We start from the raw sequence: 15,484 nt of genomic DNA on the forward strand, positions 1-15,484 counted from the left end.
GGCGGCTCACTCGCGAGCGCCGGATGAAGCCGGTCAGGCAGCCGCGGAGACGCGCTCGGCGGCGGCGATTCCGAAGGTGCGGTGCGCGGTGCGCGTGATGAGGAAGTCGATGTCCTCGGCACTGAGCCCGTGCGCCTCGGCGTTGGCGATGTGCCGGACCAGCGGGTGGGAGCCGGCGGCGACGACGCCGTTCTCCTCGTACCAGAGGGCGTTGTCGGCGGTGTGGTGCAGGGATCGGCCGCCAAGCCGCGCGGAGTCGCAGCGGTCGGTCATGATCATGGCGTTGCGGGGGCCCATCAGCTGGACGGCGCGGGTGGCGATCGCCAGGTCCACGTGCTCGCCGTCGAAGTTGATGCAGGCCGAGATCCGGCCGGCGACCGCCTGCTTGATGATGGCGCCGGGCACCGGTCCGGCCATCTCGCTGATGTTGTCCAGCGTCCAGTTGGGCAGGTCGTACGAGGCGATGACCTCGTCACGCTGGGCGCGCGCCCGGTCGGTGCGGAAGGCGTGCCTGATCTTGAGCGGCATGTCGTTGAAGAGGTGGTCGGTGGTCACGCGCACGCCGGTGCCGTTCCACTCCGAGCGGTGTGCGGTCTCGACGATGGTGTCGACGGTGGCCGCGCTGCGGGCCGGGTCGTCGCGGGTGAAGTGGCCGAGGGCGGGCCGGACCCCGTGGGCCAGCAGGGTCGGCACGATCCACTCGAAGTCGCTCTCGCGCAGGTGCGGGTCGTCCTGGAGCACCGACTCGGGCGAGTAGGCGTCCGGCGAGACCACCGTGTACACGAGGCCGTGGTCGCCGAGCGCGGCGAGCCGCTCCCACTCGGGGCGGCTCGGTGCCCACACGGTGGACTGCGGGGTGCCGCCGCGGTGCGAGAGCAGCGGCCCCTCGAGGGCGATCCCGGGGATGTGCGGGAGCAGCCCGTCGGCGCGCCGGGCGGCGTAGCGCCGCATGAAGGCCTCGAACTCCCCGAGCCGGTCGCGGTGCAGGTACATCGTGGGCAGCGCCAGGACGCCCTCGCCGGCGCACCACTGGTCGAGGCGGTCCAGGTCGACCCGCGTGAAGTCGGAGAAGTCCACGTCGCCGAAGCCGTGGCAGTGCACTTCGACCGGCCGCATTCCGCGCGCGTCGAGCGGGAAAGGGGTCGGACCCTGGGAGGCGGGTACGGATTTCATCGAGGGCTCCTTGTGGTTTTCCAGGGAAAGCGACCGGTTATCCACGGCTGTTGTTCGCTGTGGCGCTTGCGGAACGTCCGGTCGCGGAACTTCCTCGAGTCTGTGGCGGGCGCCCGCCCGGTCGCCAGGGGGAAAGGCAGGCACCTACCTGCATTGCAGGAACATGAGGGCGCGGTGGGAACCCGGTCCTGCCTAGGCTCGGCGCGTCGCAAAAGCCCATTCCCGATAAGGGAGCGCCTCATGACATCCACCGGAACCGGTCCGGAGCTCGGAATTCCCCTACCTGGCGGCAGGCGCCGCGTCCTGCTCTCCAGCGTCTCCTCCGACGCCCACACCTGGAACCTGATCTACCTCCAACTGCTGCTGGAGGAACGCGGGCACGAGGTGCACAACCTCGGACCCTGCGTCCCCGACGAGCTGCTCCTCTCCACCTGCCGGCGGCTCGCCCCCGATCTCCTCGTCATCAGCACCGTCAACGGCCACGGGGCCGTGGACGGCGAGCGCCTGATCCGCGAACTGCGCGCCCGACAGGACCTGGAGCGGCTGCCGGTCGTCATCGGGGGCACGATCGGCATACGGGCGGCGGCGACGGGCACCTACGCGCCGGCTCTGCTCGACGCCGGTTTCGACGCCGTCTTCGAGAACGGCGACGGACTGCGCGACTTCTGCCACTTCGTGGACACCGCGCCGATCCGCCCGCTGCTCGGGGCGGGCAGCCGGTGACCGGTGCGGGAACGGAACCCGAACCCGACCACCGCCCGTCCTTCGGCCAGGCCGTGGCCGAAGCGGCCCGCGCGGGCGAACTGGTGGTCCAGCCGAGGATGGGCTTCGCGACCCCCGCCGCCATGCGGTCCGGGCTCGTCGCGGTCCACGGTGCGCGGGCCCGCACGGTGGGCACCCTCACCCTGGACAGCTACACCCGGGTCGGCGACCTGAGCGCGGCACGACGCGCGGTGCGTGCCGGAGCGGAGCTCAACGGATACCCGATCCTCGCCCACACAGCCGACACCACCCGGCAACTGCGGCACGGCCTGGGCGACTTCGCCGTCCAGGTCCGGCACGGCTCGGCGCTTCCCCTCGGCATCGTCACCGGGCTGCTCGCCGCGGGACTCGACGCCACCGAGGGCGGGCCCGTCTCCTACTGCCTGCCGTACGGACGCACGCCCCTGCGGCAGTCCGTCGAGGCGTGGGCGCGGTCCTGCGAACGGCTGGCCGACGGCTCACCCACCGCCCATCTGGAGACCTTCGGAGGCTGCCTCCTCGGCCAGTTGTGCCCGCCGTCGCTGCTGGTGGCGCTGTCGGTGCTCGAAGGCATGTTCTTCCGCCAGCACGGGCTGCGGGACATCTCGCTCAGCTACGCGCAGCAGACGGACTTCGCGCAGGACGCCGCCGCCCTCGCCGCGCTGCGCCGGCTCGGCGACGAGTACCTCGGCGACGTCCGCCGCCACATCGTGCTCTACACCTACATGGGCGTCTTCCCGCGCACGGAGGCGGGAGCGCTGGCGCTGCTGCGCGACAGCGCGCGGCTCGCGGTGCGCGCCGGTGCCGAACGGCTGCTGGTCAAGACAACCGCGGAGGCCCACCGCATCCCGACCGTCCGGGACAACGTGCGCTCGCTGGAGGAGGCCGCACGTGCCGCCCGGCACGCCCGTGCCGAGGGCCTCCACCTGCTGGGCCCCGCACCCGACGACGGGGTGCTCGACGAGGCCCGCGCCCTGGTGGAGGCGGTGCTCGAACTCGGCACCGACCTGGGGCAGGCGCTCGTCGAGGCCTTCGCCCGCGGCCTGCTCGACGTCCCGTACTGCCTGCACGCGGACAACGCGCAGCGGGCACGCGCCGTGCTCGGCGACGACGGCCGGCTGCACTGGCAGTCCACCGGCGCCATGCCGATCAGCCCCTCGGCGACGGCCGGGCGCGCGAGGCCGCGCGCCGACGACCTGCTCGGGATGCTCGCGCACGTGCAGACCGTGTACGACAGCGAGGCCCTGGACTGGACCCGCGACGAGACGACCGGCTCGGAACTCCTCCCCTCACCTCACGCAAGGAGTGCGCTGTGAACACACCCGAGGCAATGTCGCCGGCACCCCACACCATCGTGGTCGTCGGCACCGGACCCCGCGGACTGTCCGTCCTGGAACGGCTCGCCGTGCGCCTGTGCGAGACGGACGACCGCCGCCCGGTCACGGTCTACGCCGTGGACGCCGCGGAGGTCGGCGCCGGACGCATCTGGCGCACGGACCAGGACTCCTGGTTCGCCATGAACACCGTGATCGGCCAGGTCACCATGTTCTCCGGCGGACCCGACGGCGGCCGCCCGCGCCCCGGCGCGGGGCCCTCGCTGGGGGAGTGGCTGCACGAGTACGCCCCCGACCGGGCGCGGGAGGGCGACGGACACGGACCGCACGACTTCGCCTCGCGCCTCGAGTACGGGCGCTACCTGCGGTTCGTGTACCGCACCCTCACCGACGAACTCCCGCCCCACGTACGTCTGATACCCGTCCACGGCCGGGTCACCTCCGTGCGGCCCGGCCGGGACGGACGCTACCGGGTGACGGTCGACGAGCAGCGGGCCTGGCAGGCGGACAAGGTGGTGTTCGCCACCGGGCATCCGGACAACGAGCCCGACGCGTTCGACCGCGTAATGGCGGAGTTCGCCGAGGGCCGCCCGGGGCTGCACTACGTTCCCGGCGACTCCGCCGCCGACATGAACCTGAGCGAGAACGCGATACCCGCCGGAGCGACCGTCGCCGTGCGCGGCATGGGCCTGTCCTTCTACGACGTCCTGATGTCACTCACCGAGGGGCGCGGCGGCCGGTTCGTCCGCGACGCGGACGGGCCGCTGCGCTACGAGCCGTCCGGCCGCGAACCGCGGATCGTGGCCGGCTCCCGCAGCGGCCTGCCGATCCCGGCCCGCGGCCGCAACCAGAAGGCACCCAACTACGTGCACCGCGGCGCCTTCCTCACCGACGAGGCCGTCGACGCCGCCCGCACACGGCGGAAGAAGACCGGGGGCAGCGGCCGGCTGGACTTCGCCACCGACCTCCTGCCCCTCGTGCTCAACGAGATCCGGCACGTCTACTACACCGGTCACATGAGGGCGCGTCACGGCGACCAGGCCGCCGAGAAGTTCGCCGCCCGCTACGTGAGCGAGATCGACGCGGGCGGTGACGGCACCCACGCCGTCGCGGAGGCCGGCCTGGACGACACCCCCGAGCTGGACCTGTGGCAGCTGGCCCGGCCCTTCCGCGACGAACACTTCGACAGCCAGGAGCACTGGCGGCAACGCCTGACGTCCGTCCTGCGTGAGGACCTCGGCGAAGCCGCCCTGGGCACCGTGGACGGACCGCTGAAGGCGGCCCTCGACACCCTGCGCGACCTGCGCGGCGTCCTGCGCTCCGCCGTGGACTACGGAGGGCTCCTGCCGGCTTCGTACGACGCGGACTTCCGCCGGGGCTACGTGCCGGTCAACGCGCTCCTCTCCGCCGGCCCGCCCATGCTCCGCACCGAGCAACTGCTCGCCCTGATGGACCACGGCACCGTCGAAGTGGCGGGCCCGGACACGCAGTTCGGGACCGACGCCGAGGCGGGCCGTTTCACGGTGCACTCCCCTCAGGTGCCCGGCTCCAGGCGCCACGCGCAGGCGCTCGTCGACGCCCGGATCCCGGCGCCCGACCTGCCCCGCGACCGCTCGCCGCTGATCCGGCAGCTGCTCCGCGAAGGCCTGGTGCGCGAGTTCATCAACCGGGACCCGGCCACCGGTGAGGAGTTCGTCACCGGAGGAATGGACATCGAACGCGGCTCCTTCCGCGTCGTCGACGGCCGCGGCCGTGCCCACCACGGTCTGTACGCCCTGGGCGTCCCGACCGAGCACGTGCGCTGGTTCACCCAGATCGGCAACGGACGGCCGGGGCTCAACACCGAGTTCCGCAAGGTGGCCGACGCGGTGGCCGCCGAACTGCTGCCGGCCCGCACCGCCCAGGACGCCACCGAGTTCGAGCCCGTCGCCGCACGAGCATGAGAGGACGAAGGAACATGCCCCGAGACGAGACCGCCGCGACCCGCGCCTTCCGCGCGGCACGAGACGTCCTCCTCGAACACCGCGAGGACCTCGACGCCGCCCGCAGGGCCTTCGCGTGGCCGCGCCCGGAACACTTCAACTGGGCCCTGGAGTGGTTCGACGTCCTGGCCGCGGGCAACACGACGCCCGCCCTGCGGATCCTGGGCGCCGACCCGGACGGCACGGCCGACGTCGAGGTCACCTACGCGCAGATGTCGCGCCGCTCCGACCAGGTGGCCGTATGGCTGCGGGCCCTCGGCGTGCGCCGCGGCGACCACGTCCTGGTCGTCCTGCACAACCGCGTCGAGATGTGGGAGACCCTGCTCGCCGCCATGAAGCTCGGCGCGGTCGTCGTCCCCACGTACACGACGACGACCGCGGACGAACTCGCCGACCGGATCGAGCGCGCGGACATCCGGCACGTGATCGCCGAGGCGGAGACCGCGCCCCGGTTCGCCGGGATCGAGGGGCCCTGGACCAGGATCGTGGCCGGCGGCACCGCCGCGGGCTGGCTGGCCTTCGACGCCTCCCGCCTCGCCGGGAACGACTTCGAACCCGACGAGCCGACCCGCGCCGACGCCCCCCTCTTCCGCTACTTCACCTCCGGCACCACCTCCCGCCCCAAAATGGTGGAACACACCCACCTCAGCTACCCGGTGGGCCACCTCTCCGGCCTGTACTGGAACGGCGTGCGCCCCGGCGACCGGCACCTCAACGTCTCGGCGCCCGGCTGGGCCAAGCACGCCTGGAGCTCCTTCTTCGTCCCCTGGACCGCGGGCGCCACCGTGGTCGCCCTGGCCGCCCCGCGGCCCGGACCGCGAGACGTCCTGACCGCCCTGCGCACACGGGACATCACGACGCTGTGCGCGCCGCCCACCGTCTGGCGGGGGATGGTGCAGGAGGGCCTGGGACCGCGGCCCTCCGCTCTGAGGGAGGCGACCGCCGTCGGGGAGTCCCTCGAACCCGCGCTGTTCCACGCCGTGCACGACACGTGGGAGCTCCAGGTACGGGACGGGTTCGGGCAGACCGAGACCACCGCGCAGATCGGCAACCCGCCGGGCCGCCGTGTGGAACCCGGCCGGATGGGCTGGGCGCTGCCCGGCTACGACCTCCGCCTCCTCGACCGGGAGACCGGCACGGAGGTGCCGGACGGGACGCCCGGCGAACTGTGCGTCCGGCTCGCTCCGGCGCCGGCCGGGATGATGACCGGCTACGCGGGCGACACGACGAGGACCGACCAGGCCTTCCGCGACGGCCACTACCACACCGGCGATCTGGTGGTGCGGCACCCGGACGGCTCCTACGCGTACGTGGGCCGCACGGACGACATGTTCAAGTCCTTCGACGTCCGCATCTCCCCGCTGGAACTCGAACGCGCGGTGCTGCGCAGCACCGCGGTGGCGCAGGCCGCGGTCGTCCCGGTTCCGCACCCGGTCGGCCTGTGGCAGGCCAAGGCCTACGTCGTCCCCGCGAGAGGGCACCGTCCGGGAGCGGAGACGGCGCGGGCCGTCTTCGCCGAGGTGACCCGCCGGTTGCCGGCCGAGAAGTGGGTCCGGCAGCTGGAGTTCACGACGGAACTCCCGCTCACCGCCTCGGGCAAGATCCGCAGGGCGGAACTGCGCTCCCGGACACCCGGCGACGCGACCGTCCACGAGTGCCCCGTCACGGAAGGAGCGCCCCGGTGAGCGGGGATCCGCTGCTCTGCCTGTGCGCCCGTGTCCCCGAGTCGGAGGTGGTAGCCGCGATCAGGGCCGGGGCCACCGACGTGACGTCGGTCGGGGACACCACCCAGGCGGGCACGGGCTGCGGCGACTGCCTTGCCGACATCGAGGACGTCCTGACCGAACGCGCCTCCGCGGCGTGACCGATCCGCGGGCCCGGACGCCGCACGGCAACGCGCGACGACCGGGCCCCAGCAGCGCTTCACGGGCCGCGGGCGGGGCGGTGGGCCGCGAACTGCCGCTCCTGCCATCGGGGTGCGCCCGGCGGAACCTCGATTGACACAAGATCCCGACCGGGGCATCTTGTACTCACCACTTGGTACAAGATGATCTGGAGGGGATCTCCGCATGCTCGACACCGTTCCGCTCCAGTCCCGGCTCCTCGACCACGCCGATTCCTGCGCCCGCTGGTCCGGTCTGGCCATCGGCATCGTGGCCGCACAGCAGTTGGTCACCGTGGAGAGTGGCGACATCGCGATGCCCCTGGTGATCGCCATCACCGCTTTCGGCCTGTGCGCGGTGGGCGGTGTCCTGCTCGGCGACGCCCTGACCCTGCGCCCCCAGGAGGCGGTGCGCACCGCGAGCATCGCCCCACGCCTCGTCAGAGACCAGGTGCCGCCCCGCATGGCACCCCTGCTGCTTCTCCAGGCGGCGTCCCTCGTCACCCTGCTGGTGATCGGTGCGCTCACGGCCTCCTCCGACCCCGCCCGGACGGTGGGAGCGGGGCATGTCCTCACCGTCGCCTGCGACGGCATTCCCACACCCCTCGGCCCCTGGCCCGGCCTGTACTACAGCGGCCCGATGTTCGCCGCCCTCACGGTCGCGACGCCCGTCTGCGTCTGGGCGTTGCGACGGATCGCCCATGGCCCGGGCAGCGACCAGCAGCGCCGCGACCGCGCGTGGGCGATCACCGGAGCCTGGGGGCTGCTGGTGTCGAGTCAGGTGCTGCTCGTCGTGCTCATGATCTTCATCGCGCTCACCGAGCAGGGCTGCGCCGGCCGCCTGGGAGCGGCCACCCTCGTGGTGCTCTGCCCTCTGGGCCTGCTGAGCCTGTTCACCTTCGGATGGTCCCTGGTCACCGTGACGGCGCCCCGGGCGGTCGAGGACGCGGCAGCCGACGACACCCCTTTCGACGATGAGTGACCCCGCTGTCCGCGTCGACACCACCAGTCAGGTGCCGCCGTACGAGCAGATCCGCGCCCAACTGGCCGCGCTGATCCGCACCGGCCGGCTGGTCGAGGGCGAGCGTCTGCCGACCGTGCGCCAGCTCGCCGTCGACCTCGGTCTGGCGCCCGGCACCGTGGCTCGTGCCTACCGCGAGCTGGAGGCCGGCCGGCTCATCCGCACCCGCCGCGGTGCGGGCACTCGGGTCGCGGCGCTCCCGTCCGAACCGCTTACGCATGACGCCGGCCAACTCGCCATGCTCGCCCGGGACTTCACCTCCGCCGCGCGTGCGCTCGGCGCCGGCACCGAGGACATCCTGACCGCTGTCCGCGACGCCCTGTGACCGAGGTGCGTCTCCTGTCGGGGGCGTCAGAAGAGCAGGGTGATCTTTCCTGACAAGCCGCCTTGGAGAAAGCGGGCATGCGCGGCTTCGGCCTCGTGGAGGCCGAAGGCGGCGTGCGTACGAAGCCGCAGGGAGCCGTCGTCGACGAGCTGGGCCAGCTCGCTCAGGCCCGAACCGTCCTCGCGCACCTGGTTGACGGTCGTACGCACGCCGCGGAAGGACAGGTCGGGGACCGGGCCGGCCTGGGTGGCGACCGACGCGTACCGGCCGCCATCGGCCACCGCTTCGGTCACGAACGCCCCGAACGTGTCGAAGACCGCGTCATAGTGACGGTCGCGCAGGGCGCCGCGGTCGGTGGTGACGAGACCGGCGCCGTGGTCGCGGGCGAAAGCGACCTGCGCCTCCCGGGAGACCAGGGCGTCGACCTTCGCACCGCGCGCGACGGCGATCTGCAACGCCAAACCGCCGACCGCGCCCGCAGCGCCGGTGATCAGGAGCCGTTCACCCGCTTCGACCGCCAGCCAGTCCAGCGTCTGCAAGGCCGTCAGCCCGGGCAGCGGCAACGTGGCGGCCTCGGGCAGGCTGACGGACCGCGGCGCCGCCGCGACCGCCTGAGCGGGAAGCGCGACGAGGTCGGCCCAGGTCCCTCGCCCGGTGCCGAGTTGGTGCGACATGGCGATGACGCGGTCACCGGGGCGCAGCCCGGTGTTCCCACCGTCGACCACGATGCCGGCCAGATCCCAGCCGAGCGTCATCGGCAGTGGTGGCGCTCCTTCACCGATGGCGCCCTCCCGTGTCTTGACGTCGACGGGATTGATGCTGGTCGCAATGGTGCGGATCAACACCTCGCCGGGGCCGCGCCCGGGCTCGGGAACCTCGACCACGTCGAGGATGTCAGGGGTGCCGAAGCGATCGATCTGTATGGCGCGCACGAAGAGTCCTTCACAGGGCGGGTCCGACAGCAGATCCCAACACCGCCGATGATCAAGCGATTCCCGATGCGCCGCTCCCACCCGCCGGCGGTGGCCGCCCAGCAGGGCGCCGACCGCGACGTCGCCGATGCGTCCGCCCGCTTCACAAGGGCTGCAATCGATCACCGCAACCGCCCGGGTACACGCCCTGCCCAGTGCGCCTGGGTATCGATGCAGGGCATCCGACCCGGGGTGGTCGTCGTCGACGGAAACGGCTTGTACTCTGCACTCATTTGACGATCGGACGAACTCCGGCGCGGGGATGAGGGCTCGGGGCGGACGTCCAGGGGCGGGAGCGTGGGGATGTCGATGAGGGACGCACAGCCGACGCGCAGCGGCAGACCGGGCCTCTCGATCGGCGTGCGCATCATCGCCGTGCTCGTCCTCACCGCGATCGGGGCCGTCGCCGCCTGGCTCCAGCACGACGCTCGCGTCCGGAGCGCGGAGCCGCGTACGGAGTTCACCGCGCATAACCCGCCCGCCGGCCTGCCCCGCGCGCTCACCACCGGCCAGCATCTCCAGTGGTCCCGCTGCACCTCGCCGCCCACGGACTACGACTGCGCCACCATGAAGACACCCCTCGACTACCGGAAGCCGGACGGCAGGACGATCGACGTCGCCCTGATCCGCCGCAAGGCCACCGGCCCGAACGCCCGGCGCATCGGCTCGCTCGTCCTCAACTTCGGCGGCCCCGGCGTGTCCGGCGTGAGCGGACTACCCGCACGCCTCAACCAGTACGGGCCGCTCCTCGACCGCTACGACCTGGTCTCCTTCGACCCGCGCGGCGTCGGCGCGACCCTCCCCGTGCGCTGCGGGAAGACCGCCGAGGACACCGGCTACGACGGAGCCGACGCCTGCGCCGAGCACTCCGGGGCGATCCTCCCGTACATCGGCACCTCGCACACCGCGCGCGACCTCGACCTCATGCGCTACCTCCTCGGCGACGAACGGCTCCACTACTTCGGAGTCTCGTACGGAACGGCGCTCGGCGCGGTCTACGCCCACCTGTACCCGTCGCACGTCGGACGGCTCGTCCTCGAAGCGTCCGTCGATCCGACCGAGAACCTCGACGAGGAGCAGGTGTCGCAGGTCAAGGCGGTCCAGGCGGCGTTCGACCGGTTCGCCGCGCACTGCGCGGCCCGGATCCGGCACTGCCCGACCGGCGACGGCCCCGAGGAGGCCGCGCGGCGCATGGCACGCCTGGCCGACCGGCTGAAGAAGAGGCCCGCCCCGGCCGGCAACGGCAGGAAGCTCGACGCCGACGACCTCGCGTACGCCGTCAGCGACCACCTCGACCTCGGCACGGACGGCTGGCCCAAGCTGGCCAAGGCCCTCACCGCGCTGATCGACCGCAACGACGGCCGTCCGCTGAGCAAGGGCGCGGACGACAGAGGCTCCGCCGACCGCGCGGCGCCCCCGCACGACAACAGTCGCGCAGTCCAGACCGCGATCACCTGCGCCGACTCCAGCCTGCGCCCCGGCTTCGAACGTCTCGACCGGGACGAGGCCCGGATCAAAGCCGCCTCACCCGTCTTCGGGGAGGCCTGGTCCACCGGCGTCTACCTCTGCTACGACTGGCCGTTCGACGGAGAGCGCCCGACACTCCAGGTGGACGCCGACGGTGCGGCCCCCGTCCTGGTGGTCGGCGGCACCGGCGACCCGACCACCCCGTACCCCGGCGCCCGCCACATGGCGCGAGCGCTGGGCGAGGGCGTCGGTGTGCTCCTGACGGCCGAGGAGGAGGGGCACGGCACCTACCCCCAGAACCGCTGTGTCAGGGAGTCCGTCGACCGATACCTCCGTACGGGCCGCACGCCCGCCCCGGGGACGGTGTGCCGGGGCAGCATGTCCTGAGGCCCGTACGGATCCCTCGGCATGCTGGAGCACTTCCAAGCTCGCCTCCTTGTGACTCGATCTCGCTGGTTCGGACCGGGTTGGTTCCCCGGCGAGGATCTTGCTCGGTCCCCGCGCTCCAGGTCTCGGAGATCGGGGAGGATGATCCTGCAATGCGAGAACCAGCAAGGCGGGGAAATGTGCACGCGAGCGGACAAAGCGAGCGAAGGAAGTACGGGCGGGACCGTCGAGATCTGCGCGGACGGACTTCAGTACTACTCGGACGCACTGCGGAACAGGCCGACACCCGATGACTGCCCCCGCTGTCTGCTCGACCTGGGGCTCGTCCAGCGCCTGCCGGACGGGACCCTGACCCCGATACCCCCGCAACTGGCGGCCGGCGCGCAGATGCACACCATGGAACGCGCCATCGAGGAGAAGCAGAACGCTCTGGCGGCCATGCGGGCCGCCGTCGCCCAGGCGCAGGCGATCTACCTGGACAGTTACGGCAAGGGCGAATCGCATCTGATCCGCGCGGTGCACGGGGCCGACGCGATCAGCTCCACTCTCACCGCGGCGGTGCACGCCTGCCAGGAGGAACTGCTGACGGCGCAGCCCGGCGGGGGCCGGCCGCAGGAACTGCTGGACAAGGCGCTCGCCGGCGATCTCGAGGCGATCGAGCGGGGCGTGTCGCAGCGGACGATCTACCAGCACACGATCCGCTCCCACCAGGCCACCCTCGCGTACGTCGAGCGCATCACCGGCGCGGGCGGCGAGGTGCGGACGCTGGACGAGGTCTTCGACCGGCTGATCATCTGCGACCGCAGGGTCGCCTTCATCCCCGACCCCGGCTCGGAACGCTCCGACCTCGCACTCGTCGTGGAACACCCGGGTGTGGTCCGCTACCTGGCCGGGATCTTCGAGCACGCGTGGCAGCGGGCGTCACCGCTGCACAGCTTCCCCAGCACCCGACTGCCGCCGCTGCTCACGGACGAGGTACGCCGGGCGATCCTGCGGCACATGGTCAACGGCCACACGGACGAGGCGATCGCGGCGCGGCTCGGCATGAGCCCCCGCAGCGTCGCCAACCACATGCGGTGGGCGGCGGAGCTGTTCGGCAGCCGCAGCCGTGCCCAACTCGCGTACCTGATCGCCAAGAGCGGCTTCCTGGACGACGCGGCGCAGTGACCGGACAGGACCCGGGCGGGGGAGACGGCTTCTGGTCCCCGGCCGTGTCATGTACCTTGTGCGCGCAACACCTTTCGCCGCGCGGCCGTCTCCAGGCCGTCGCACCGCGCTGACCGGTTGGTTCCCCGTCGCGCCACGCCGGACCTCGCCCCGGGTTGTGATCCCGGCGGTCCGGCTCGTGTTCTCCCTCGTGCGCCGCGCGCCGACGATGCCCGTGCGCGCGTGCACCGGGACACACATCCGACATCGCCGGGATCACCCCGATCCGAAAGGACCCCTCATGAAGTACCGCGTCATCGGAAGCTCGCCCGCGACCCGCCGTGAGGTCAGTGTGCTGAGCCTCGGCGCCATGACCTTCGGCACGACCGTCGACGAAGCGACGTCCTTCGCGATCCTCGACCGGTTCGCCGAAGCCGGCGGCACCTTCATCGACACCTCCAACAACTACGCGTTCTGGGTGAACGGCACCCAGGGCGGCGAGAGCGAGGAGCTGGTAGGCCGCTGGCTGAAGAGCCGGGGTGTCGGCGACGAGTTCACCATCGCCACCAAGCTCGGCGCCCGTCCCAACCAGCCCACCACGGGCTTCAGCCGGGACGTCGAGGGGCTGTCCGCCCAGGTGATCCGTGAGTCCTCCGAGGCCAGCCGTGAACGCCTCGGCATCGAGCGGATCCACCTGCTGTACGCGCACATCATGGACGAGCACACCCCGTTGGAGGAGACCGTCCAGGGCTTCGCCGACGTCGTCGCCGACGGTGTGGCCGGCCTCCTCGGCGCGAGCAACCACTGGGCCTGGCGCATCGAGCGCGCCCGCACCCTCGCCGCGGTGGCGGGTGTGCCCGGCTACGAGGTGCTCCAGCACCACCACAGCTACCTGCGCCAGCGCACCGACATCCCGAGCCTGCGCTCGCCCGACGGCAACCAGGGCCTGGTGAGCGGCGACCTGCTGAGCTACCTGCGCGCCAACCCGGAGCTCACACAGGTCTCGTACTCGCCGCTGATCGCGGGTGCGTACGTACGGGACGACAAGCCGCTCGGCCCGGGCTTCGAGCACGCGGGCACCGAGCCGCGCCTGAAGGCGATCCGCGAGGTGGCGGCGCAGACCGGCGCCACCGTCAACCAGGTGGTGCTGTCCTGGCTGATGGGTGGCGCCGTCCCGGTTCTCCCTCTCATCGGCGCCTCGTCGGTGGCCCAACTGGACGAGAACCTGGGCGCCGTCGAGCTCGAACTGACCGCGGAGCAGCGGGCGAAGCTCGACTCCGTCAACTGACCTGGTCAGCGATTGGGCAGGGAGCCGACCAGGCCGCCGTCGATCACGAGGTCCTGGCCGGTGATGTACGCGGAGTCGGCGCAGGCGAGGAAGGCGACGGCGGCGGCCACATCGGCGGCGTGGCCGATGGTGCCGAGGGGCACCTGCGCGGCATTACGGGCGTCTGCCTCGGCATCGGTGTTGGCGCCGCGGTACATCTCGGTGTCGATGTAGCCGGGGCTGACGGAGTTGACCCGGATGCCGCGCGGGGCCAGATCGGATCCGAGGGTGCGGGCCAGATTGTGCACGGCGGCCTTGGTCGCCGAGTACACGGAGGCCACGGGCAGGCCGCGGTGCAGTGTCCAGGAGGCGTTGAGGACGATCGCGCCGCCGTCCTTCAGGAGCGGCAGCGCCTTTTGGACCGTGAAGAAGACGCCCTTGAAGTTGACGTCCGTGGAGTGGTCGAAGTCGGCCTCGGTGATCTCGATGCCGGGCTTGAAGACGCCGGTGCCCGCGTTGGCGAAGACCGCGTCCAGGCTGCCCCGCCAGGTCTCGACGCGGCGCATCAGGGCATCCAGGTCGGCCAGGTCCGCGACATCCGCGCGGACGGTCAACACGCGGCCTGCCGCGCCGAGTTCAGCGGCTGCCTTGTCGAGGCGGGCCTCGTCGCGCCCGGTGATGACGACGTAGGCACCCTCGTCGAGCAGACGGCGTGCGGTGGCCAGGCCCATGCCCGAAGTGCCACCGGTGATCAGGACGGTGTGGTTCGTGAATCGCTTCATGCCGACGATCCTGCGCGGCCGGCCGCGGCCCGGACAGTGTGGGGTGAACCTGGGTCTGCCACCACCACCTTCAGGGGCTGCCCTTCACGGCCCGGGCTACGCGACCGTGGCCGCCCGTAGCAGGGTGTCCAGCCGTTCCCGCGTACCCGAGCCGTTCGACGGGGTGTACAGCATGAGGCGATGGCCGGGCAGCTCGGGGAGGGTCAACGCGGTGTAGCTGAAGGAGAGTTCACCGGTGTCGGGATGGGAGACGGTCTTGGCTCCACTGGTGGCGTTGCGGACGGAGTGTTCCGCCCAGAGCTCGGCGAACTCCGGACTGACGGCGCACATGTCGGCGGCGATCCGGCCGAACTCCGGATCCTGCGGGTAGCGAGCGGCGTCCGCCCGGAACTGCCCGACGATGGCCTCGGCGGCGTCCCGCCATTGGCACAGCGACGATCGGTACCGGGCGCCGGTGAAGAACGTCACCAGGCAGTTGTGGTCGTGCTCGCGATAGCCGAAGGCGATCTCGGCGGCGCGATTGACGGCGATCAGGTTCCAGTGCGGGTCGAGCAGATAGGCCGGACGCGGCAGCCAGGAGTCGATCACCTGACGCAGCTCGTCCGAGACGACACGGCCCGTCACCGGGAGCACGCGCGGCGGGTTCAACCCGGCCAGCAGATACAGGTGTTCGCGCTCGGTGGCGTCCAGGCGCAGCACCCGTGCGATGGCGTCCAGCACGTCCGCGGACACATTGATCTCGCGCCCCTGCTCCAGCCACGTGTACCAGGACACCCCGACCCCGGCGAGCACCGCGACCTCCTCGCGACGCAGTCCGGGGGTCCGGCGTGCGCGGACGTCACCGACCGCCATCCCGGCCTCGGCCGGCGACACGCGGGCCCGCCGTGAGCGCAGGAACTCCCTTATCTCGGCGGTACGTCGAGCCCGCGCCTCGGCGGGAAGCCGACTGATCTCCATGCGGGCATCCTAGGCATGCCTCCCTCCTGACCGGCGAGCCGGCTGCCTG

Annotated in this window: 14 protein-coding genes; 10 read left to right on the plus strand and 4 right to left on the minus strand. The window is 72.0% G+C overall.

Translation table 11 applies throughout. The features are described from left to right. Positions 1-33: 33 nt before the first annotated feature. Positions 34-1,173: a hypothetical protein gene (locus tag ACZ4E1_RS05760; RefSeq protein ID WP_467536178.1), complete on the minus strand. Its 1,140-nt coding sequence runs from the start codon at positions 1,171-1,173 to the stop codon at positions 34-36. 240 nt (positions 1,174-1,413) lie between these two features. Between ACZ4E1_RS05760 and ACZ4E1_RS05765 the strand changes: the two genes are divergently transcribed. From ACZ4E1_RS05765 to ACZ4E1_RS05795, 7 genes are all read left to right on the plus strand, one after another. Continuing rightward, complete coding sequence (locus tag ACZ4E1_RS05765; protein WP_467536180.1) at positions 1,414-1,896, plus strand: cobalamin B12-binding domain-containing protein; 483 nt, start codon at positions 1,414-1,416, stop codon at positions 1,894-1,896. Next, on the plus strand, positions 1,893-3,230 hold the full coding sequence (locus tag ACZ4E1_RS05770) for a methylaspartate mutase (RefSeq protein ID WP_467536181.1): 1,338 nt from the start codon (positions 1,893-1,895) through the stop codon (positions 3,228-3,230). The genes ACZ4E1_RS05765 and ACZ4E1_RS05770 overlap by 4 nt, the downstream gene beginning before the upstream one ends. Next, entirely contained in the window at positions 3,227-5,191 is a 1,965-nt protein-coding gene (locus tag ACZ4E1_RS05775) for an FAD/NAD(P)-binding protein (protein ID WP_467536183.1), read from the plus strand. The genes ACZ4E1_RS05770 and ACZ4E1_RS05775 overlap by 4 nt, the downstream gene beginning before the upstream one ends. 14 nt (positions 5,192-5,205) lie before the next feature. After that, complete coding sequence (locus ACZ4E1_RS05780) at positions 5,206-6,915, plus strand: AMP-binding protein (RefSeq protein ID WP_467536186.1); 1,710 nt, start codon at positions 5,206-5,208, stop codon at positions 6,913-6,915. Then, positions 6,912-7,094, plus strand: coding sequence for a (2Fe-2S)-binding protein (locus ACZ4E1_RS05785; protein ID WP_467536188.1), 183 nt, complete (start codon positions 6,912-6,914; stop codon positions 7,092-7,094). The genes ACZ4E1_RS05780 and ACZ4E1_RS05785 overlap by 4 nt, the downstream gene beginning before the upstream one ends. Before the next feature lie 205 nt (positions 7,095-7,299). Further along, positions 7,300-8,094 carry a hypothetical protein gene (locus tag ACZ4E1_RS05790; RefSeq protein WP_467536190.1) on the plus strand — a complete coding sequence of 265 codons (795 nt, stop codon included), beginning with the start codon at positions 7,300-7,302 and terminating at the stop codon, positions 8,092-8,094. Next, positions 8,087-8,458, plus strand: a complete 372-nt coding sequence (locus ACZ4E1_RS05795; protein ID WP_467536192.1) for a GntR family transcriptional regulator — start codon at positions 8,087-8,089, stop codon at positions 8,456-8,458. The genes ACZ4E1_RS05790 and ACZ4E1_RS05795 overlap by 8 nt, the downstream gene beginning before the upstream one ends. A gap of 26 nt (positions 8,459-8,484) precedes the next feature. Here ACZ4E1_RS05795 and ACZ4E1_RS05800 read toward each other — a convergent pair whose 3' ends face one another. After that, complete coding sequence (locus tag ACZ4E1_RS05800; RefSeq protein WP_467536194.1) at positions 8,485-9,555, minus strand: NADP-dependent oxidoreductase; 1,071 nt, start codon at positions 9,553-9,555, stop codon at positions 8,485-8,487. 183 nt (positions 9,556-9,738) lie between these two features. On the opposite strand from ACZ4E1_RS05800, the gene ACZ4E1_RS05805 reads away from it, so the two are divergent. The 3 genes from ACZ4E1_RS05805 (at position 9,739) to ACZ4E1_RS05815 (ending at position 13,717) form a co-directional block, all read left to right on the plus strand. Beyond that, entirely contained in the window at positions 9,739-11,283 is a 1,545-nt protein-coding gene (locus ACZ4E1_RS05805) for an alpha/beta hydrolase (protein ID WP_467536196.1), read from the plus strand. Positions 11,284-11,460: 177 nt separating this feature from the next. After that, positions 11,461-12,450: a helix-turn-helix transcriptional regulator gene (locus ACZ4E1_RS05810; protein WP_467536198.1), complete on the plus strand. Its 990-nt coding sequence runs from the start codon at positions 11,461-11,463 to the stop codon at positions 12,448-12,450. A gap of 280 nt (positions 12,451-12,730) precedes the next feature. Beyond that, entirely contained in the window at positions 12,731-13,717 is a 987-nt protein-coding gene (locus tag ACZ4E1_RS05815) for an aldo/keto reductase (RefSeq protein WP_467536200.1), read from the plus strand. A 5-nt stretch (positions 13,718-13,722) separates the two neighbouring features. Here the strand turns inward: ACZ4E1_RS05815 and ACZ4E1_RS05820 are convergent, their stop codons facing one another. Both ACZ4E1_RS05820 and ACZ4E1_RS05825 read right to left on the minus strand, forming a co-directional pair. Further along, positions 13,723-14,478, minus strand: a complete 756-nt coding sequence (locus ACZ4E1_RS05820; RefSeq protein ID WP_467536202.1) for an SDR family oxidoreductase — start codon at positions 14,476-14,478, stop codon at positions 13,723-13,725. A 96-nt stretch (positions 14,479-14,574) separates the two neighbouring features. Further along, on the minus strand, positions 14,575-15,435 hold the full coding sequence (locus tag ACZ4E1_RS05825) for a helix-turn-helix transcriptional regulator (RefSeq protein WP_467536204.1): 861 nt from the start codon (positions 15,433-15,435) through the stop codon (positions 14,575-14,577). Positions 15,436-15,484 lie beyond the last annotated feature (49 nt).

This window comes from Streptomyces sp. NPDC025806 (assembly GCF_055558275.1).

Coding starts and splice junctions, on each gene's coding strand:
- ACZ4E1_RS05765 (WP_467536180.1), top strand. CDS start 1,414: ATGACATCCACCGGAACCGGTCCGGAGCTCGGAATTCCCCTACCTGGC.
- ACZ4E1_RS05760 (WP_467536178.1), bottom strand. CDS start 1,173: ATGAAATCCGTACCCGCCTCCCAGGGTCCGACCCCTTTCCCGCTCGAC.
- ACZ4E1_RS05795 (WP_467536192.1), top strand. CDS start 8,087: ATGAGTGACCCCGCTGTCCGCGTCGACACCACCAGTCAGGTGCCGCCG.
- ACZ4E1_RS05820 (WP_467536202.1), bottom strand. CDS start 14,478: ATGAAGCGATTCACGAACCACACCGTCCTGATCACCGGTGGCACTTCG.
- ACZ4E1_RS05825 (WP_467536204.1), bottom strand. CDS start 15,435: ATGGAGATCAGTCGGCTTCCCGCCGAGGCGCGGGCTCGACGTACCGCC.
- ACZ4E1_RS05810 (WP_467536198.1), top strand. CDS start 11,461: ATGTGCACGCGAGCGGACAAAGCGAGCGAAGGAAGTACGGGCGGGACC.
- ACZ4E1_RS05805 (WP_467536196.1), top strand. CDS start 9,739: ATGAGGGACGCACAGCCGACGCGCAGCGGCAGACCGGGCCTCTCGATC.
- ACZ4E1_RS05815 (WP_467536200.1), top strand. CDS start 12,731: ATGAAGTACCGCGTCATCGGAAGCTCGCCCGCGACCCGCCGTGAGGTC.
- ACZ4E1_RS05780 (WP_467536186.1), top strand. CDS start 5,206: ATGCCCCGAGACGAGACCGCCGCGACCCGCGCCTTCCGCGCGGCACGA.
- ACZ4E1_RS05790 (WP_467536190.1), top strand. CDS start 7,300: ATGCTCGACACCGTTCCGCTCCAGTCCCGGCTCCTCGACCACGCCGAT.